The organism is Porphyromonas circumdentaria (genome assembly GCF_900167105.1).
Lineage (GTDB): Bacteria > Bacteroidota > Bacteroidia > Bacteroidales > Porphyromonadaceae > Porphyromonas > Porphyromonas circumdentaria.
Genome location: NZ_FUXE01000001.1, coordinates 115143 through 134827 on the forward strand (window position 1 = coordinate 115143; position 19685 = coordinate 134827).

17 protein-coding genes are annotated in these 19685 nt (G+C 44.1%); 9 read left to right on the top strand and 8 right to left on the bottom strand.

The window, feature by feature from the left end; translation table 11 throughout:
* The first annotated feature begins 240 nt into the window (after positions 1-240).
* The 9 genes from B5D06_RS00525 to B5D06_RS00565 all read left to right on the top strand — a co-directional run bounded on the left by B5D06_RS00525 (position 241) and on the right by B5D06_RS00565 (position 8215).
* A complete protein-coding gene (locus B5D06_RS00525; RefSeq protein ID WP_036866804.1) occupies positions 241-1143 on the top strand; it encodes a helix-turn-helix domain-containing protein in 903 nt (300 codons plus the stop codon).
* 88 nt (positions 1144-1231) lie between these two features.
* A complete protein-coding gene (locus B5D06_RS00530) occupies positions 1232-2335 on the top strand; it encodes a site-specific integrase (RefSeq protein ID WP_078736081.1) in 1104 nt (367 codons plus the stop codon).
* Between the two features lie 101 nt (positions 2336-2436).
* Entirely contained in the window at positions 2437-3159 is a 723-nt protein-coding gene (locus B5D06_RS00535) for a mobilization protein (RefSeq protein ID WP_078736082.1), read from the top strand.
* Between the two features lie 92 nt (positions 3160-3251).
* Positions 3252-3614 (top strand): helix-turn-helix domain-containing protein, encoded by a 363-nt coding sequence (locus B5D06_RS00540; RefSeq protein WP_025843055.1) that lies wholly within the window; start codon positions 3252-3254, stop codon positions 3612-3614.
* A 6-nt stretch (positions 3615-3620) separates the two neighbouring features.
* Positions 3621-4997: a DUF3987 domain-containing protein gene (locus B5D06_RS00545; protein ID WP_078736083.1), complete on the top strand. Its 1377-nt coding sequence runs from the start codon at positions 3621-3623 to the stop codon at positions 4995-4997.
* 97 nt (positions 4998-5094) lie between these two features.
* Entirely contained in the window at positions 5095-6156 is a 1062-nt protein-coding gene (locus B5D06_RS00550) for a DUF6371 domain-containing protein (RefSeq protein WP_078736084.1), read from the top strand.
* Positions 6157-6255: 99 nt separating this feature from the next.
* Complete coding sequence (locus B5D06_RS00555) at positions 6256-6609, top strand: MobC family plasmid mobilization relaxosome protein (RefSeq protein WP_036867031.1); 354 nt, start codon at positions 6256-6258, stop codon at positions 6607-6609.
* On the top strand, positions 6606-7523 hold the full coding sequence (locus B5D06_RS00560; RefSeq protein WP_078736085.1) for a relaxase/mobilization nuclease domain-containing protein: 918 nt from the start codon (positions 6606-6608) through the stop codon (positions 7521-7523). The genes B5D06_RS00555 and B5D06_RS00560 overlap by 4 nt, the downstream gene beginning before the upstream one ends.
* Positions 7520-8215, top strand: coding sequence for a hypothetical protein (locus tag B5D06_RS00565; RefSeq protein ID WP_078736086.1), 696 nt, complete (start codon positions 7520-7522; stop codon positions 8213-8215). Before B5D06_RS00560 ends, B5D06_RS00565 begins: the two co-directional genes overlap by 4 nt.
* Before the next feature lie 206 nt (positions 8216-8421).
* Here the strand turns inward: B5D06_RS00565 and B5D06_RS00570 are convergent, their stop codons facing one another.
* The 8 genes from B5D06_RS00570 to B5D06_RS00605 form a co-directional block, all read right to left on the bottom strand.
* Positions 8422-10473 (bottom strand): ATP-binding protein, encoded by a 2052-nt coding sequence (locus B5D06_RS00570; RefSeq protein WP_078736087.1) that lies wholly within the window; start codon positions 10471-10473, stop codon positions 8422-8424.
* An 11-nt stretch (positions 10474-10484) separates the two neighbouring features.
* On the bottom strand, positions 10485-11990 hold the full coding sequence (locus B5D06_RS00575) for an SIR2 family protein (protein WP_184227837.1): 1506 nt from the start codon (positions 11988-11990) through the stop codon (positions 10485-10487).
* Between the two features lie 86 nt (positions 11991-12076).
* Positions 12077-15370 carry a type I restriction endonuclease subunit R gene (locus B5D06_RS00580; RefSeq protein ID WP_078736089.1) on the bottom strand — a complete coding sequence of 1098 codons (3294 nt, stop codon included), beginning with the start codon at positions 15368-15370 and terminating at the stop codon, positions 12077-12079.
* A gap of 14 nt (positions 15371-15384) precedes the next feature.
* On the bottom strand, positions 15385-16512 hold the full coding sequence (locus B5D06_RS00585) for a restriction endonuclease subunit S (protein WP_078736090.1): 1128 nt from the start codon (positions 16510-16512) through the stop codon (positions 15385-15387).
* Positions 16496-18088, bottom strand: a complete 1593-nt coding sequence (locus B5D06_RS00590; RefSeq protein WP_078736091.1) for an N-6 DNA methylase — start codon at positions 18086-18088, stop codon at positions 16496-16498. Before B5D06_RS00590 ends, B5D06_RS00585 begins: the two co-directional genes overlap by 17 nt.
* Before the next feature lie 4 nt (positions 18089-18092).
* Positions 18093-19043, bottom strand: a complete 951-nt coding sequence (locus tag B5D06_RS00595; RefSeq protein ID WP_078736092.1) for a HipA domain-containing protein — start codon at positions 19041-19043, stop codon at positions 18093-18095.
* Complete coding sequence (locus tag B5D06_RS00600) at positions 19033-19368, bottom strand: HipA N-terminal domain-containing protein (RefSeq protein ID WP_078736093.1); 336 nt, start codon at positions 19366-19368, stop codon at positions 19033-19035. The genes B5D06_RS00595 and B5D06_RS00600 overlap by 11 nt, the downstream gene beginning before the upstream one ends.
* Positions 19365-19589 (bottom strand): helix-turn-helix transcriptional regulator, encoded by a 225-nt coding sequence (locus tag B5D06_RS00605; RefSeq protein WP_005874043.1) that lies wholly within the window; start codon positions 19587-19589, stop codon positions 19365-19367. The genes B5D06_RS00600 and B5D06_RS00605 overlap by 4 nt, the downstream gene beginning before the upstream one ends.
* Positions 19590-19685: the final 96 nt, after the last annotated feature.

Here is a 19685-nt window from a genome sequence, read left to right on the forward strand (position 1 = left end):
GATTACAACCGATAATCATATATCACCAAATATCGAAAAGGCGTTCATTATGAGTGCCTTTCTTTTTGCCCTATCTGTTCGTTAGGCATCATTCGGAGCCATTCTTTCGCTCATTCTTGTACCTTATTTGTACCGCACGCAGCTCGCCAACCCTCCAGCCCCTCGCGTATATACCGAGATGCTGGACAAATGAGACACGGTGCAACACCAATAGACAGTACAAAACAAAAATATGGCGAAATGACAGCGAGCAAAATTCCAATAAAAAAAGTGTGTGAGCATTGCAAACAGGAGTTTATAGCTTTGAAGACGACTACCAAGTATTGCTCACATAGATGTAATAGCAGAGCCTACAAAGCTCAAAAAAGAGAAGAGAGGGTACGCAGAACAGAACTTTCTGAACAAGAGAAAAAGGTCAGTGATATTATAGACAAACCTTATCTCTCCATCTCAGAAGCTGGGCGATTACTTGGTATTAGTAGGCATACAATATATAGATATATCTACTCAGGGAACTTAAAGGCTTATAATTTGAGTTCTCAACGCTCAATCGTCAAGCGTGAAGACATTGAACGGATGTTAGCAGAGCGACCTTATGAGAAACGACAGCCCAGAGATGCAATCGTAATTACGGAATTATATACGACAGACGAGGTGTGCGATATCCACAACATATCTCGATCTTCTCTTTTTGCAATAGCCAAGCGAGAGAATATCCCTCGAACTTATAACAGAGGCAAGACCTATTGGAGCAAACGGCATATAGATGCCTATTTTGCTAAACAGGCTCCTGCTTCTCATATCGAAGAATGGTGTACAGCCGTGGAGATACAAGAAAGATTCGATATGACGCTTACAGCCGTTTACAACTTCGTCTCTGACCACAACATCCCCAGAAAGAAAGTTAAGGGTAAAAGCTACTATTCCACCAAACATGTCGAAGCAGCTAAAGGAGTACTTGATAAGGCAGCTCCAAGCTACTATACCGTTCGGGAGGCTATGGAAAAGTTTGGTCTTACTCGTGACCAGCTCTATCAATATACCAAACGTTATAATGTCCCTAAACTAAAGCAAGGTCGGAAGGTCCTCATTTCTCAGCAAGAATTGGACGAGGTCCTCAAACCTCCCTGCATCACTCGATAAGTTATTTGTCAGTGGTATGGGACTCTCACTTATCACCTTATTCTTTTGCAACTGAATCAATAAATATAACCCTCTAATCAGCAATTGTATGAGACATACTTGTCCCAAAGTAACGCTCCGACAGAGAGCTATCAGAAACGGGCGTATATCGCTCTATCTCGATTATTATCCAGCCGTGCGCAATCCCGAAACCATGCAAATGAGCCGTCGGGAGTATCTCGGCATCTATATCTACGCCCATCCTAAGAATGAGATGGAGCGAGAGTTTAACATGGATATGTTGAACAAGGCGGAAGCTATTCGATGTATTCGTGTACAGTCGCTTATCAATGAAGAGTTTGGCTTCCTAGATCGAACTAAAATGAAAACCGACTTCCTTGCATACTTCTTGAAAATGTGTCGAAAGAAAGACCAAAAGTGGCGCATCGTCTATCAACACTTTTACAACTATGTGCAAGGACATTGCACCTTTGGAGACATAACGATAGAGCTATGCCAAGGCTTTCGAGAGTACCTTCTCAACGCCAAGCAACTCAAACGAAAAGGGAAAGTCTCCACAAACTCTGCATCTGGCTACTATTCCACTTTTAGGGGACTACTGAAGATTGCGTATCGAGATAAGTGGCTAAGAGAGAATATCAATGACTTTTTAGATAAGATAGAGGCTAAGGAGGTCAAGAAAGAGTATTTGACACTTGATGAAGTGAAGATACTTGCTCAGACACCCTGTGAGCATGATGTTCTGAAAAGAGCTTCTCTCTTCTCTTGCCTTACGGGGCTACGTATCAGCGATATTCTCAATCTCCGATGGGAAGATTTCACTCTTGCTCCTGACCAAGGCTATTGCATCCGCATCAGGACACAGAAGACCTCTACCGAAGCTACTCTCCCAATCAGTTATGAAGCTTATGAACTATGTGGAGAGCCATCATCGGGTAAAGTCTTCAAAGGCTTGCAGCGCAGTATGATCAATTATCCTTTGAAAAAATGGATTAAGCAGGCTGGGATTACGAAGCATATCACTTTTCACTGTTTTCGTCACTCCTACGCCGTGATACAGATTTCTCTCGGTACAGATATTTATACGGTATCGAAGATGCTCACCCATAAGAATGTGTCCACAACCCAAATCTATGCCGACCTCGTAAACTCGAAGAAACGTGAAACAGCTGATAAGATTTCCCTAAAGTAGAAAGCCCTATTTCCTTTCTTTTCCCTATACTTCCCGCTATTTCCCTGAGTGATAAATGGTGATGAATACTTGTTTATGTTTGCATCAAAACATAGACAAGTATGAAGCCATCAAGCACTAACGATAACTATATTCCTCAAACAATCACCCTCGGGTGTATTGTCCTATTTTCCCTTGCCGTTCGTTCTACTACTTTGAGTTGTGGAGCGGACGGCTTTACTGCGTTCTGCGTTTTTCTTATTTGTTCCGTCGTCTTCTTTTTGCTCTTTCTAGCGGTGCAATCATTACTCGAAGAATTCTTCGGGCATATCTTTAGATCTCAGGAGAGAGAGGTCATCGAACCTCCGAAGACAATTTTTCCAACACCATCGCCATCAAACTATGAGCAGTTTCGTCAAGAGGCTTTTCAAGTAAAGGCAAGAGAAGAGCAAAAGAAAATGGAAGTCGTCACCTCCTACACCCAAAGGACACTTGCAGCCTATATGAGAGAGGAAGAGCTGACAAAACTTTGCGAACAGATTACCCGCTATCTGTCCTCTGAATGGAGTATTGAGAATAGCCAAGATATCAAAATCTCCTCCCAACTCAAGAGCATTGATCTAATGCACTTTGGATGGAACATATCTCGCCCTTTCGGGAAGAAAAGAGAAGATATAGCCTTTTTTCTCAAACACACTTTTGCCCATACCTTGAGAGATGTAGAGGTAAGTTCTATCCAACGAAAGCTCACCAATACAGAGGGGAAATACCTTATTCCTCTCTGTAAAGACCTTGTCATTGATGAGCATTCAACCCCATTAGAAAGTTATCCAAAAGTTACTTGAAGGTGTTGTAGCGCACCGAGAGAACACCGATTTCCTTTGCTCGCAAATAATCAGAAACCCGCAGGGCAACCTGCACAAATTTATTTGCGAACATGGACAAAGAAATTACATTCGACAAGTTACCTGAAGCGGTAACGTATCTGACCGAACAGGTCTCTGCCATCAAAGAGATGGTCTCGGCATTGCGTCCGCCTATACCTGAAGAGAAATCTCTCATTGGTATAGATGAAGCGTGCGAAGTCATTCAAAAAGCAAAACCTACCATCTATGCTCTCGTCCGTAAGGGGATTATCCCAGCTTACAAACGTGGCAAGAAGCTATATTTCTATAAAGAAGAGCTACTGCAATGGGTAGAAAGCGGACGTAAAGGTATCCTTTATGCGCCCTCCTCAGAGGAACAATTATCCTCCATAAGAGCAGGCATCCGACACAAGCCTAAATCATTCAAAGGATAATGGGCTATGGGAGAACAAAGAATCGTGCCAGAAGTCCTGCTAGATAAAGCCATCGAATTGGGATTGTCATTCTCAGACTCTGCTTTTCCCATTGGTATCTTTCCCTCTGAGATACGAAATATCATTGCTGAAGTCCACGAGTGTCAAGGTTTTCCTATCGACTATATCGCATCGGCAATGCTGGTGGCTATCGCTGTTGGCATAGGGAATACGCATCTTGTCCAACTCAAACGAGGGTGGCAAGAAAGTGCAATGCTTTACGTGGCATTAGTCGGACGCCCTGGCACGAACAAAAGTCATCCGCTTAGTTTTGCGATGAAACCTTTTCTTGACTTTGACTATCAGGAGAATAAGCTCTACGAACAAGCCTACACTGAGTATGACAATGTTGCACGGATGAGCCGTAAGGAGCGTATAGAGGCTGGTCACTCAGAGCAACCGACAGAGCCTATACGAAGAAGATTTATCGTCTCTGACATCACGCCCGAAGGTTTGAGTTTTATCCATGCTCAGAATAAGCGAGGTCTTTGTTTGTGGACGGATGAACTTTCGGCTTGGTTCAAGAACTTCAATCGCTACAACAGCGGTTCCGAGGAACAGTTTTGGCTCTCTGTGTTCAGTGCTAAGGCAACCATCAGTGATCGCAAAGGAAATCGGAGTTCCATTTTTATCAAGCGTCCCTATATCTCTGTTGTAGGCACTATCCAAAAGAAGATACTCGGAGAGCTATCCAAGGGGGAACGCTCCAGTAATGGTTTTATAGACCGTATCCTTTTTGTGATGCCCAATCTACAGCAAAAAGCCCGATGGAGCAGAACAGAACTTCCCGAAAGCACCGAAGGACGATGGTCGAGTATCATTCAGCAACTTATTGAGATGCCTTGCTCCAAAGACGAAGAGGGAGAACTACTTCCTGAGATTATCTCCTTTGCCGAAGATGCTAAGGCTCGACTTTATATGTGGCAAGAGGAGCATGCCAAACTCTGCGATACCGAACCCAACGAAACTCTCGTCGGAGTCTACTGTAAGTTGGAAGTGTATGTCATTCGCTTTTGCCTTATCATCCAAATGGCTCGTTGGGCGTGTTCCGAGGGAGATAAGAGCGAGATTGACCTTGTCTCTGTGGAACGAGCCATTACTCTTACCGAGTATTTTCTCCATTCGGCACAGCAAGTGCACTCAGAGATTGCAGATATTCAGCTCACTCAGCAACAGCAACAACTCCTTGCCGAACTGCCAGCATCCTTTCAGACTGCCGAAGCCCTGAGTATTGCCGAGCGATTGGGGATGAAAGAGAGGGCTTTTAAGGATTTTCTCAGTCGCAATATTGGACACCTCTTTGCTAAGGAGCGACACGGACTTTACCATAAACTCAATGTTTAACCCAGCGCACTTTCTGCATTATCAGCATTTCCCTATTCCTTATTAACCCGAAAGTGAACAAAGTGCAGATAGTGTGCTATTCAAATCAAATTTATCAATGAGCAATTATAGATTCAAATTAGAACCATATAAAGGTGTGCGCACACGCCATACCTGCCCAGCGTGCGAACGCCCCAGATGTTTCGCTCGCTACATAGACACGGAGGGGAAAATAGAGTTCCCTGATAACGTGGGACGTTGCGACCACGAACAGCGTTGTGGTTACCACTTTACTCCCAAAGATTACTTTGCCGAGCATCCATTAGCGAAAGAAGAGTTGTATTCGTTTGATAGTGTTGATTACAAACCGACACCTATCATTCTACCGCCATCTTTCATAGAGAAAGCAACGATGGAGCAGACCTTGAGAGGATATAAGCATAACAACCTCTATTGCTTTCTTTCCGAACAACTTGGAGAGGACGAAGCACTCCAACTGATACACCGTTATCACGTTGGCACATCTAAACATTGGGAAGGGGCAACCGTATTCTGGCAGATAGACACTATCGGTAGAGTCAGAACAGGCAAGATTATGCTCTACGATCCTGAGACTGGCAAGCGAGTAAAGCAACCATTCAATCATATCACATGGGTACATAGTTTGCTCAAACGTCCAAACTACAATCTTAGTCAATGCTTTTTCGGGGAGCATCTTCTTGATGCCGACAAGCAGAAACCAATCGCTCTGGTTGAGAGCGAAAAGACGGCACTCATTGCGTCTCATTATCTACCTCAATATCTGTGGCTGGCAACTGGTGGAAAGCACGGGTGTTTCAAAAGCAGTAATCTCGTTCCCTTCTTCGGGCGTCAGGTAGTTCTCTTTCCCGACCTCGGAGCAACAGACTATTGGCAGGAGAAACTAAAGATGATGCAGAGCCTCGGAATGGAGGTGCAGCTCTTCGATTATTTGGAGAAACATGCTCCTCTCCAAGACCAGCAAGCAGGTTACGATATTGCCGATTACCTCCTCCAAATCAAGACGCAAAGTAGTGTACTGAAAGACCTCATTCGGCAAAATCCCAACCTCCAACTTTTGATTGATAAACTCGGACTTCGGGTCGTGAAAGAGCAAAGATTGGCACAACCTCTTCCACAGAAGAGAAGACTGCATAGGTAGAGAAGCAAGTTTGTGTTTTGGGTTACCCAAAACCTCCTCAACGCCCATCAAACTGGGAGAAATAATCCCGATGGTCTCATCAATAAAACGAAAGGAACAATGACAACAGAAGATAAAAAGAAAGGGGGACGCCCTACTAAAAAACTATCCGAGAAGAGAAGCTACTCCGTCCTACTAAAACTGAATACGATGGAGTACTTCACTCTCAAAAGTAAAGCCTCAGAGGCTGGTATCAATAAAAATGAATTTCTGAGAATGCTCATCTCTGAGAGTTTCATCAAGCCAAGAGTTACGCCTGAGCAGATGCGAGAGATACGCCAGCTCTCGGGCATAGCAAACAACATCAATCAAATTGCTCATCGCCTTCACACTTTTGGTATCTCTACCATACCGACCGAACTACGAATGCTCAAACTTTTAGTTGATGAACAGCTCAAAGCTCTGAAATCATGATAGCCAAGATAATCAAAGGAACATCCTTTTCTGGAGTGCTTGCCTATGTCCTCGGGAAGCAAGAGGGGAAAGCGAGAGTTCTCTATGCAGAAGGAGTTAGGAGGGATGCTTCGTCTCACGAGATAGCCAACGACTTTGCGCTACAAGCCTCAATGCGTCCTAATGTTAAGAAAATAGTCTGTCATACCATCTTGAGCTTTTCGGCTGAGGATGCTGAGCGACTGGACGACAAGACGATGAATAACTTGGCGATACAATACTTGCAGAAGATGGGCTACGGACATACGCAATATCTCATTGTGCGCCACCTCGACAGAGAGCATCCCCACGTACACATCTGCATCAATCGTATAGACAACAACGGAAAAACTATTTCCGACAGCAACGAAAAGTACCGCTCAACAAAGGTCTGCAAAGAAATCACCGAGGCTAACCAACTAAAATGGGGCGAAGGGAAAGAGGCAGTAAAACGTAATCGGCTTCGAGGAAATGACCGACTTCGGTATGAAATCTTCGATACCATCAAAACCGTATTACCTCGATGTCAGAATTGGGACGAACTCTCTTCTGCTCTGAGACGCCAAGGGATAGACATACAATTCAAGACAAAAGGACAGACCGATCAGGTAGAGGGCGTACTCTTCTGCAAAGATGGCGTAAGTTTCAGTGGTTCGCACATAGACCGCTCGTGTAGCTACTCCAAACTCTCCTTTGCTTTAGAACAGAATGCAAAGCAAGCACCTCACCCCTCCTCTGAAACAGAAAGTTTTATCGGGGAGCTTGGTGAAGCCATAGAAGATCTTGGCGAGGGGCTATTCGATAGCAATGCGCCTGCCGTAGATGTCGCAGAACTCGTATTCCAACGTAAACTAAGAAATCAAGCTAATAAGAAACTAAAACGTAGAAAATTATGAACGAACAAATGAACATCCTTCTCGAAGTACTCGAGGAAATCAAGCAACAGAACAGAGAACTCAAAACGAGTGTCTCCAACCTCGCATCTCAACCAATCTCAACAACTACATCATCAGAAGAGGATGGCATCTCTCTTACGGATGTAGCACGCCTTATTGGACAAAAGATTGAGATAGATGGCAAATTCAAGAGTGAACTGACAGATGTCGCTATCGTCCTAGGCAAACGAATCCGAGAAATCAAAGATGGCATCACAAAGACCCAAGAGCGACAAGCCGAAAGCATAGCCTCTCTATCCGAGAAAATCCAAGAAACTCAATCTCCTCCAACAGTCAAGAAGTACTACCTCTTTGATGTCAAGCGATGGGTGGAGTGGCTCATCTGGGGTATATCTCTTGTACTCCTCGCCTGTACAATTGGCTGGGCAGTATATCTCCGTAATGCCAATCAGACCCACGAAAGCTACGCCCTTCGCTACCGCATCTTACGTATGGAGCAAGGCTACAGTAATCCAACAATCGCCCATCTAGACAGCCTCTTCTCCTCTGAAAGCTCCTCCGACACCATTCGCGAACTACGCCACCAAGTCAGCAACTACGAACTCGCAATCCAACGCCAAGCCGAACTCGCCCTCCAGAAACAACGACTCACAGAGGAGCAAACCTCGCTCTCTCGTCAGCTCCAGCACTAAATCTTCCACTTAAAAAAGCAAAAACGTTCACCCACGGCAATGACCGTGGGTGAACATATCTATTCCATAGGAACCATCCTTCTCCTATATAACTTAGTAAGCATCCCTAAATTGGAGGATGATTAGCAACATTATAATTTGATAATATAAGCAATAGCGTATCAGTTTCTGTGAGTTGGCTATAACTCTATACAACTATGAACAGCTTAAGTCTCTGTAGATTCACCTTTTTTATTTTGCCACTCATTGGCAACATTGCTCCAGTCGATTTCTCGTTTTTTCAATCTTGTCCAAACATCCCAATAATCAGGATCATCAGACTGAGGACGCTGTCCTTCACGCAATGTTCGCATTTTCACCATGACGGGCAACTCTGAAGCCCAACCTAATAGGACAGCATATTGCGAGGGGAGTGATGGCATTTCACGGAGAATTCCTCTCATATTATCAGGCAATAAACGGTGAATTAATTCTTGATCCCTATCATTTGATATACGGTGTAGTAGGAACGAATTGCATTGAGACAAAACTGTCGGCGATAGCTCAGATGGTCTTTGCGATGACAAAACTAGTCCCAATCCGAACTTTCGTCCCTCTCTTGCTATTTTCTCAAATATTTTGCAGCATTGAATGGTTGGTCCTGTATTTTCTGCATCATCATTGTATCGCTTGACAAAATAGTGAGCCTCTTCCATAACCAGCACTGTTGGCAAACATTGCTTATTCAGCTTGAGATAACGTTGCTGTGTTTCAAATATCATACGAGCTATAACCGCTGTAATGATACTTGTCACATCTGATGGAAGTAGAGATAAATCAATAATTGTTAGAGACTCCTCACCGTTAGCTCCAATATAATCATCTAACCAGTCACTTAATTCTAGAGTATTGTTATCAATAACTTTCTTGACACGTACATCTGTCAGTAATGTTTTGATACGAGGCATTAGCGTCACAATATAGTCTGTTGTTTTCAGTATCTCTGCATTAGCCTCTATGGAACGAACTAAATTGTCACCAGTGAATGGGATAGGACTATCCTCATCTGTAGGCAAAAATTCCTCTTCTCTTCCCCCAGCTTTAATGTAGACCTCCTTTAATCTATCTATTATATTATCAATATCTTCTCTTGAATAGTCATAATGAGGATATTGTCCTGACCTAGCATTTATTAATTCTGCAATTTGGTCTTGAAATGCTTGAATCGTTCCTTTTAATTCTTCTGAGTATCCTTGTTCACATATAATTCCGCTTGCCCACTTTTCTACGGATTGGTGAAAATTCTTTGGGAACGGGAATTTTCCCCAAGGATTACCAGATGCTTTGTTGACCTCAATAGTGTCAATAACAGTACGAACATAGTTTGCCAGCTCTCTCTCTTTTGTTTGCCCTTCGAAGATATTACCACTTCTTACCGATTTTAGGGCATGAACAATGGTCGTCCTATGGGTTTTGGGAGAGGCTTTGGTGAATCCACACCACTCGTCTGTATTCCAAAACCACAGCGGAACTTCAAGTTGCTTTTCAGCCCCCCCTTCGACATTAACCGTGTAGATATTTGCGTTCGATTTATCCGCAAAGGCTTTACTATACTCCCCGTTCGGGTCTAATACAATAAAGCGACTATTTACTTTCCCTTCCTTATCAACAAGTTTCTCTCGAGCACTTTCAATAGACCATCGTATCAATCCTGCCACAGAGCAAGATTTTCCACTACCTGTATTTCCGAGTACTGCAAGATGCCTTCCAAATAAACGATCAGGATCAATCATCACCTTGGCATTCCCTACTAATGGACTATTGCCTATATAAACTCTTCTATTATCTCCAGACTCTATGATGGAGCGGAGTTGTTCATCTGTGGGTAATATCACTATGTCTCCTACAGATGGAAAAGCCTCAAGACCTCGCTTAAACTTATAACCAGCCTCAATAGAACGAAGAGTTCCCACAGGTTGAAGCTCCATTTTCCTTAGAGGAAAAGGCAAATCAATCAAACCAAAATCTTGAAAACCTCTCCGCTTAGGGTGAGGAGAGCGTTGGATAGTGATCCATGACACCTGTCCAACAATAAAACCGAGGTCAACAGGTATCATAACATAGCCATTGATGCGAGGAAAGTTTCGAGGTGTTCCTGTATTTAATGCAACACTTTCTGGAGATTCTATGTCAAGCTGTACTTCTATCCTATCTGGAGAGATATATTCTACCGTACCTATGCGTAGAGAAGCAAGATATTCGATGGGTGTTGTAGCCATAAACTATGCAATTAAGACTCTAAATTAGTTTGTGTTTCTACCTCTGCTATAGGCACCGATTGTATGGCTGTAGTCTGCTTGTCTAAACTCGAAGCCCCCATACGATGCTGTAACAACTCAGCCATTCTAATCGTAGCTCTGTCAATGGCAGATTTAGGTAGGTAGTCATTGGCAAGATGCGTAATGTCTCCCAAATTATTCCCTATTAATATAGACATCTGAGCTTTATGTGCTGACTCAGAATAAAACTTTAAGATGCGACCTATTGGATCGTTATACGAAATAATGACCAGGTGAGTTGAAGGGATGGTGAGCATATCATGGATGACTCTATTTATATGCTCATCCGCAAATCCGTAGCCATAGCTAACCAGAGTACTATTAGGTCTGCAAATGGAGGCGGCAAAGTCTCGGAACAATTCCACATATGGGTATTCTGCTGTTTCACGATCCTTAGCGGAATTTGGATAAATCATCAATTTCAAAGCGTCCGCTCCATACAAACCTGGGGCCCGCAAATAGGGTTCAATACTATCTGCACCAAACGGAAGTCCTATACGGCGTATCTCTCCTCCATTCTGCACCCAATCAACAGATCCATGAAGTTTTGTTAGACGTGCTACACCTTCCAAATAACGGGGTTCTCCTCTAATACCAGGGGGATTGTAGTGAATGTCAAGATTGAGTCTCGAAGAGCGGAATATAGGCATCATAGTCCCTACGAACCTATCCATTAGGTGGATTCCAGCCAACTCTGCTCCCATTTCTATTAGGCGGTCATAGTTGGTTGTGAAAATGTTTAGTCTTTCTTTATTTCCTGTACGACTTGCAAAGCTTAGAAGGAAGTTAACCAGTGTTAAATAGGCTTTCTCTCGCTTATCCTGCTTAGTTGTTACTCCCTCATTTTTAGGTTTATTATCTTGGGGAACTTCTGACTCATCTTTTTGCGTGTTTACAGCCTGATCTTTTATGGGATCTTCCTTGGAAGTTGCTATTTTATTCTCAGACTCTAATATGGACTTTGCAAAATTTGAAATGATCGAATTTAATTCCTGCTCTAATTTTGTGGCATTGTCATTATCTTGAAGGATTTTTAATCCTCGGAGCAAATCGTTGGCTGCCCTTATTTGATCCTCAATATTACCATTCTCTCTTCCACTAGATTGTGCTGATTCCCGAGCCGCAGATTCAATCTGATCTTTGTAGTTGGAAAATGTAGTCTCACCCATTGTGGTGCCAGAACCTGCTCCTGCTAAGAAGCTAATGGCATTTGTTATTCCAGATCCGCACAAAAGTGATAAGTGTTCAGACTGAAAAAGTGACGTTAGCCAAGGTTCTATACGTGAGCGGAAAACGTTGTTCACAACAGGATTCTCGTTGTCGGGCAACCAGCTACAATCCTCCATATTAAGCACTTTGCCATCTTGGCCAACGACAATCAATTCACGATCATCTCTTGTCTTAATCACATTGCCACCATTCTCTATGACCTCTTGTATATTTATTTCCTGTTTCATATTCATTATAAGCAAAGCTAATGCTCTGCGAAAAAGCTATTTTTTGATTACAAAAGAAACACTATAAGCATTTCCAATATCTATTACTACTCACCTCCATATTCCTTGAAGTGTTCCACCTGCTCCATCACTTGGTCGATAACCTCATCATTGTACTGAGGGGGATAGCCATTTTGGTGGAGACAAATGAATATCTTGTTGTTGAGGTCTGCACGGATATTACTATTATTGAGCCAGTCAGTGAAAGAAGACTGGATGTCTATCAGCTCCTTAATCTTCTTCGCCAATATCTTACACTTGTCATTGAAGATAAAACCATTCTCCTCTTTATCCTCTCCATACTCGAAGTTGTACTTATCTCGTAAGTGCATTAAAATATCATAGAATGCCTTTTCCTCAAAGGTCAGACCCAGATGTCGAAAACTCTCTCGATCCTTGCCGAGTTGTTTCAGCAAATCCAGAGCCTGTTTCGTTGCCTCTTCCATAATCTCAGAAACTGCTGTCGCTTGTGTATGCGAGGCTTCTTCTGCCGAAAGAGCAGATCGACGTTCGTGATACTTGTCCAATGTTTCCTTTAGCAACTCCTCATACTTCTCTGCTGCGATTTTATTGGTATTCTTATACTCTCTAATGGCTTTGCGGAGCATCTTTACCAATACTTCCAACTTAGTTGCGGGTAGTTTGATACCCTCGAGTTGTGCTACAAACTCAGCACTAAAAATCTGTTCCTCCACATCGGTATCAAGAATACTGACCACAGAGTTACACACTAATGCTTCCCTCACCATCTTCTCCACGGCTCTATTCATACTCTCAGCATCGTGCTTGTCACCAGAAGTCTTACGAATATAAGAAGCTACCGCCATAAAGCATTGCGAGAGCGAAAGCAATTCGTGGTTAAGGACAGCTGATGGCTGACAGATGTCATACGCCACTCGAAGGCGTTTGATATGAGCTAAGAAATAACTTTGAGCGCTGACGGCTTTTGGAGGACGCTTGCCTTGGTCTTTGTTCCATCCAGACGTTTGCGACTGAATATAATTGGCAGCTTCGGAAAGACATTCCAATCGCTCCAATGGCTTTGTATTCTTGTCGGTGAAAGGGGTGAGATCAAAGCCCACAAAGAGCTTTTTGATGAGGTCAATCTCTACGATGAGAGCTTCCAATGCCTGCTGTACATCATCTTCACTTGGTCCAAAGTCTTCCCCTCCAAATCGACTCATTGCCTCCATCATATTCTTTCGGATACCGATATAGTCTATGACATACCCAAACTCCTTGCCTGCAAATTTACGGTTCACACGACTAATGGTCTGTATGAGCGTTTGTTTCTGCAATGGCTTATCGTTGTATAGATAAGTTAGGCAGGGGACATCGAATCCTGTAATCCACATATCGACGACTATGACGATACGGAAGTTGGAATGCTCCATCTTGAATGCATCGTCGAGCAACTTTGTCCGACTTCTATCCCCCAGATAGTCATACATCTCTTTCGGGTCATCCTTTCCACGTGTTGCCACCATAGCAATGGTAGGCATTGAGGGTAGACTTCGCAACTCATCATCACTAAGTAACGTATCATCAGGAGACTTTCGCTCAACGAACCAGTCTGGATATAAGGACTCAAACTTCTTCAATAGGTTGTACGCAATAGCCCTTTTGCTACACACAATCATAGCCTTTTGGGGCACATCCGCTTTGTTGTTACAAGCCTGAGTATAGTGCTCTGCTATATCCTTGGCGAGTCGCTCCTGTCGCTCATCACCCCCCAAGATAACCTCCATAGCACTCATTGCCTTCTTGCTGGTCGCAATATCAGCCTCTGTCGCTCCCTCCTCTGCACACTGATTGTAGTAGCGGTCTATTTCTTCGACCTTAGCCGTGTCGAGTGTAACCTTGGCGATGCGTGGGATATACTTCAAGTCTACGGTGATGCCATCATCAACAGCCTGCTTCATCGTATAACTATCGACAATACCACCAAAAACCTGTATCGTTTCATCTATGGGCGTACCAGTAAAGCCGACGAAAGTAGCGTTGGGGAAGGCGGTACGCAAGTGCTCGGCATAAGGCTTCGTAACGAAAGCTCCTATTTGCTCAGCCTCTTTGGGTGATGCCCCCTCCTTGGCTGTATGCCGAACCTTGAGTTGAGTGTTGAGCCGTACTTGGCTACGATGAGCTTCGTCGGAAAAGCAAATAATGTTGTGTCGTGTATTGAGCAACCCTATCTCCTCACAAAACTTCTGGATCGTACAGATAAAGAAGCCTCCCGACTGCCGAAGAGACATCTCAGTTTTTAGGTTCTCTCGGTCAGCGATGATCTTGGCTGCACCTATCGAGAGAAAATCTTCAGAGCGTAAAAATAGTTTGCCCGCTTGAGACTGCAAATCCTCACGGTCTACTATCATCACAATGGTAGGAGAACCAAGTTCGGGACAACGCAAGGAGAGTTGGCGTGCCAAAAACATCATCGTATAGGTCTTGCCACACCCCGTAGCCCCAAAGTAAGTACCTCCCTTGTTATCTTGTCTCTCAAATGCTTGGACTACACTCTCTCGGAGCATACGAGTCGCAAAAAATTGAGGGTAGCGACAGACAACTTCTTCTTGCTTAGGATACACCTCATCTGGAAAGTAGATATAATCACGCACGATCTCCAGAAAGCGCACAGGGGCATACACACCCGATACAATTGTACGCACTTGGTCCAACCCTTTCTCTGCTGCCTTGTCTTCGTTATTGACTTTCTTCCAAGCATAATAATGCTCATAGGGCGTATAGGTCGTACCCAGTTTGGTATTGTTGGCGGTCGCATCGCTGATACAGGAGAGCGGACAGTAGCGCAGCAGATGCGGTATATCCCTCATGTAGCGAGTGTGGATTTGCTGATAGGCATCTGCTATGGTTGCCGTGGCATCCGTAGGGTTCTTTAGCTCAAAGATACAGAGGGGGATACCATTGACGAAGAGAAGTACATCAGGGATACGCCTATCTCCTTGCATCCCATAGCCCACTTCGTATTGATTGACACAACGGAAGCGATTGTCCGAGGGGGTCTCGAAATCGACATACTCTATATCGAAAATCTCGCCATCGGAGTGACGAGTATAGCGATAGCCGTCTCGCAGTAGACGATACGTATTGCGGAGTATATCAAAGTGAGTCTGCCCTCCTGTATGTTGTAGATGGCTGACAATTTCATCCAAGTCATTAGCCTCCAATGCGGGATAGCGTTCTTGGAGGTACTGGCGTAGGTCTCTGGAGATAAGAATATCTCTATTGTTACGTCTTATATCTCCTCCGTGCGTGTATTCCCATCCTTCCTGCTGTAGCAAGTCTATGAGGGCTTCCTCATATTCACTTTCGTAAAACTTCATCTTCGTCCCTTTCTTTAGTGATGTTCGGCGTACTGTATCAGTGCTGGACATAGGGTTTGTAATTGCGCTCGAGCTTCGCAGGCAATCTTTTTTGCCTCCTCAATATAGTGGTAGAGATTAACAATTGACTGCTGAACCTCGGGAGGAGGTAAGGCAATAGACACACGACACAGTTCCGTCCAATCAAAAGTTTCTCGAGCACTTCCCCAAGAATTAAACCGCGCATAGCGATCAAATTCTCCACGACTGAGCAATAAATACAGATACTCTGGGAGTAATCCATCTTTGGTCTTGAAAACGGTATAGACAGATGAGACTAAAAGTGACTGCTCTGTACTGTTGTGTGCTAAAGCGATCTTATCTCCACGTCTTGATGTATCTGCCACGTAAACAAAACCAGAAGGATTAACTTCTTTATAGGATGTTAGAGATACTCCATCCATATTAGCTTTGGTAGAGATAAACTTTTTATCTGTACTTATTCCTCTAACATCATCAAGAGTATATTTCCCTTCTGTATTACGTTCGTCGCATTCCTCGATGTACTTACCGAGTTCAACTGTTGGATATTTCTTTTGGCAGTCTACGATAAAGGCTTGGCTAGCCTCCGTAAGAGGAGCTATTAAGGCTTCATTCTCCTCGGCTAAACGCTTTAGTCCAGTGTAAGTATCGACTACCTCTTGCTGTACTTCAATTGATGGCAAAGGGATATTGATCCGACACATCTCTTCCCAATCGAATGTTTCTCGAGCACTTCCCCAAGAATTAAAACGTGCGTAGCGATCAAATTCTCCACGACTTAGAAGCAAATAAAGATATTCTGGGAGAAGTTTTGATTTGGCCTTAAAGACTTTGTACGAAGAAGATACAAGAAATGTCTTTTTTTCTCGATTGATAGCCAATGTAATCTTATCTCCATTACGAGAAGTTACGGTTACATAGCCAAATTCGAGAGGCTTCAACAACTTGTAAGGCTCTAAGGTGATTCCATCCATATTCGCCTTTGTAAAGATTAGTTTTTTCTCAATACTTATCCCTCTAACATCATCAAGAGTATATTTGCCTTCTGTATTACGTTCGTCGCATTCCTCGATATAATCACCGAGCCTTACCCTCGGAGCTGTCTTATTCTTCGCAGTCATAGCCTAATTGTTTAAGTGCTTGACGCAACCTCTTGTCATTCTTTGTTTGACGTTTGAGCAGGTCAGATACAGTGTTGGCTGTTGCAGTAAGTACTTGGTGATAGTCAATTTGGCTATCCCTGTCTACAAACTCGATATAGCGACTGGGAACCAACGTGAAGTCATTGGCTCGCAGTTCGTCGATGCCTACTGACCGATAGAGTTCGGGTTCGGCATACAGTGTTCCATCCGTACCCTCCCTCTGCCAACGAAAATAGATGTCAGATGCTTTGCGTACTTGGCCTGGTAGCAGTTCGACCTTTTTCTTCTGTTCGCCTTTGACTGCGTTGGTTGTCCATTGACGGAGATCCATAAATAGGATTTCGCCCGAGCGATTGCGTAGTCTTCGACCATGATGGGTGCCACCTCTCTTGTTTTGGTTGAGAATCCAAAGGGTAACAGATATATCCGTGGCATAAAATAACTCTCGGGGAAGTACGATGATGGCTTCCACTTTGTCCCCTTCGATAAGTTTGCGACGTATCTCACTGGCATCACTGTCTCCCAGTGCACCATTGGCAAGGAGGAAGCCTGCGACACCACGCCCCGCTTTGAGCTTCGAGAGTATATGCAGTATCCACGCATAGTTGGCATTGCTCTCTGGTGGCACACCATAGTCTGCCCAGCGAGAGTCGGAGCTGAGTGCCGTATCGTACCACCGCTTGAGATTAAAAGGAGGATTAGCCATAATGTAATCAAAGGTGAGTCCTTTGTGTAGGTCGTTGGTGAAGGAGGAGGCATTTCGCTCGCCTAAGTGGTGCGAAATACCTCGCACCGCTAAGTTCATCTTAGCCAAACGATAGGTCGCAGGGTCGTTCTCTTGACCATATACATTGATTTGAGCGATGTCACCATCCTTTTCCTCTACATACTTGGCACACTGCACAAACATACCACCCGAACCACAGCAGGGGTCGTAGAGTGTACCATCATAAGGCTCTATAAAGGCAGCTATCAGCTCTACAATATCGTGAGGGGTATAGAACTCGCCCTCCTCTTTGGAGGCATTGACAGCAAACGACTTGAGGAAGTATTCATAGACTCGTCCGATGAGATCCTTCTGCTCGCCAAAGACCTTGTGCGAAATCTTATTGACCTCATCCACCACCTTTTTGATGATACTCTTCTCCAGATTTATAGCGGTGAATAATCCTAAGCGCACACACCCTTTGAGAGTATCTCCACTCTCCTCCAGACATTGGAGTGCATCGTCCAGTGTACTATTTAGCTTTTCACTCGGAGTCTCCAAGAAGAGACTCCATCGAGCCTTCTCGGGGACAAATGCAGTTCCTCCGTATGCTCGAGGGTTATTGAGCCGCATTGAGATGATGGCTTCGTCAGTGATTCCACTCTCGATGAAACTCTGACGCAATGTCTCTTGAGCATCCTCAAACTTCTCACCGATGAAGCGGAGGAATACCAATGTCAAGAGTAGGTCTCTCTTGTCATTGAGGGTTGCATTACTACGGAGGTAGTCTCGACAGTTGAATAGTATAGTTTCGAGATTTAACGTCTCTTCCTTTTTCTTTTTAGCCATTCTATTATACGCTTAGATTGAGTGTTTCAAATCTATATTTTATTAATGCAACATACTGTTCCTGCATCCCCTTTGGTAGGAAACTCTGGCGGATGCAGGCTTCCCATTCGGGGAGGATATGTCCGAAGCGAGCGAAGATGTTGTCGCACACTTTCTCATCCAAACCTGAGGCTATCATTGCTTCGATGAAATGTTGGCGGGTGAATTTGCGTTTCTTGCCACAGAGCGTCAGTGCAAGCTCTTCTGTATCCTCAGGAATAACAAGTGCCGTAGACAGCAGGTCATAAGCTGGAGTGAGTTGATATTCGTTCCCCTCTGGAGCATAGAGCGAGTAATTCTTGAGGTGCATATCGGTATTACCTATCAGCCACGAAAAGAGCACTTGCTCCCAGTACTTGACAAGATCAAGTTTAGGCACAGAGCTATACTTGGAGATGAGTTTGGCTATTTGCTCATGCGAGCCTTTGTACTTATATTCGGTCAGACGCTCTGAGAGCTGACACATATCTTCCATTGGGAGCTTCTCCCCTTGCTCTGTTCTGTCTATGCGACGAGTGATATAGCATAGTTCGCCATCGCTGAATCGCATCAGTCCATGAGGAACTGTTTCAATCTTGGCAATCTCTGCAAGGTGCATCGACACATCCTCCAACTCGGGGAGATGCGAATAACGCTCTGTTTGAGGTTTAAGAATAAACCGTCCCCATAAGCCAACAATAGTAAATCGCTTGGGCGAATTGCTCATCTGATCAAAGTCGAGGGACAGTTTGGGTTGTACTCCTGTCACTGTGGTCTGCGAACGAATGACCTCGTCAGCCAACGCTCGTACTTCGCTACTCGTATAAGGCAATATCGGAGCTTGAGGCGTCCCAAATAATTTGCGACAACACTTAGCATGGTAATCCACCTTTCCATCAACCAAAGGTTCGTAGCAGTATAGGCATCTATTCTTCATCTTCAGTCGTATTTAGAGGTTCGATACTTACCGCTCCAATGCAGTCTCGGCAACAAGCCAGTAGTAAAGCCATTCGATCCCTTGAGTCTATCTTCCAATTCTTCTGAGCAATATCTAACAGCCATCCCTCAGGGATAAGTCCGTCAAAAAATGGATGAAGCATATTGCTTTGGAAAGGTTCTTCTCGCAAAGGCATTGTTAGGCTTATGCCTTGAGCTTCGGGCATAGTCAGATAGTCCTTGTCGTAAGCAAAGGAATAGCCCTCATCACTTTCTGTGAGAATGCCTGCTTTGAGTGTCTTCCAATAAACAAATGCCTGTTTCATACGTCATCTCCTTCTCGTTTCATCGGCACGGGACCACACTCCGAACCGAAGAGTTCGAAGACTTTATTGACCTTATCAAGGCGAAGCGTGGTCTTGCCTTGCTCTAGTTCACGCACAAAGCGTAGCCCCACTCCTGCTTTCTCGGAGAGGTCTACTTGTGTCAGTTTATATTTCTTGCGCATCTCCTTCACATACTGCGCTATGATTGTCCTCGCTTGCATCTTACATCGATTGCTTGAAGTTCCACACTCAAGGCATACATGGTGCACTGCACACTCCGCTCAAGCCATTATATACCTTATCAGTGGCAAATGTAA

Bases quoted from the DNA above. Each gene is read 5' to 3' on its own strand.
- B5D06_RS00525 (WP_036866804.1), top strand. From the start codon at position 241: ATGACAGCGAGCAAAATTCCAATAAAAAAAGTGTGTGAGCATTGCAAA.
- B5D06_RS00530 (WP_078736081.1), top strand. From the start codon at position 1,232: ATGAGACATACTTGTCCCAAAGTAACGCTCCGACAGAGAGCTATCAGA.
- B5D06_RS00535 (WP_078736082.1), top strand. From the start codon at position 2,437: ATGAAGCCATCAAGCACTAACGATAACTATATTCCTCAAACAATCACC.
- B5D06_RS00540 (WP_025843055.1), top strand. From the start codon at position 3,252: ATGGACAAAGAAATTACATTCGACAAGTTACCTGAAGCGGTAACGTAT.
- B5D06_RS00545 (WP_078736083.1), top strand. From the start codon at position 3,621: ATGGGAGAACAAAGAATCGTGCCAGAAGTCCTGCTAGATAAAGCCATC.
- B5D06_RS00550 (WP_078736084.1), top strand. From the start codon at position 5,095: ATGAGCAATTATAGATTCAAATTAGAACCATATAAAGGTGTGCGCACA.
- B5D06_RS00555 (WP_036867031.1), top strand. From the start codon at position 6,256: ATGACAACAGAAGATAAAAAGAAAGGGGGACGCCCTACTAAAAAACTA.
- B5D06_RS00560 (WP_078736085.1), top strand. From the start codon at position 6,606: ATGATAGCCAAGATAATCAAAGGAACATCCTTTTCTGGAGTGCTTGCC.
- B5D06_RS00565 (WP_078736086.1), top strand. From the start codon at position 7,520: ATGAACGAACAAATGAACATCCTTCTCGAAGTACTCGAGGAAATCAAG.
- B5D06_RS00570 (WP_078736087.1), bottom strand. From the start codon at position 10,473: ATGGCTACAACACCCATCGAATATCTTGCTTCTCTACGCATAGGTACG.
- B5D06_RS00575 (WP_184227837.1), bottom strand. From the start codon at position 11,990: ATGAAACAGGAAATAAATATACAAGAGGTCATAGAGAATGGTGGCAAT.
- B5D06_RS00580 (WP_078736089.1), bottom strand. From the start codon at position 15,370: ATGAAGTTTTACGAAAGTGAATATGAGGAAGCCCTCATAGACTTGCTA.
- B5D06_RS00585 (WP_078736090.1), bottom strand. From the start codon at position 16,512: ATGACTGCGAAGAATAAGACAGCTCCGAGGGTAAGGCTCGGTGATTAT.
- B5D06_RS00590 (WP_078736091.1), bottom strand. From the start codon at position 18,088: ATGGCTAAAAAGAAAAAGGAAGAGACGTTAAATCTCGAAACTATACTA.
- B5D06_RS00595 (WP_078736092.1), bottom strand. From the start codon at position 19,043: ATGAAGAATAGATGCCTATACTGCTACGAACCTTTGGTTGATGGAAAG.
- B5D06_RS00600 (WP_078736093.1), bottom strand. From the start codon at position 19,368: ATGAAACAGGCATTTGTTTATTGGAAGACACTCAAAGCAGGCATTCTC.
- B5D06_RS00605 (WP_005874043.1), bottom strand. From the start codon at position 19,589: ATGCAAGCGAGGACAATCATAGCGCAGTATGTGAAGGAGATGCGCAAG.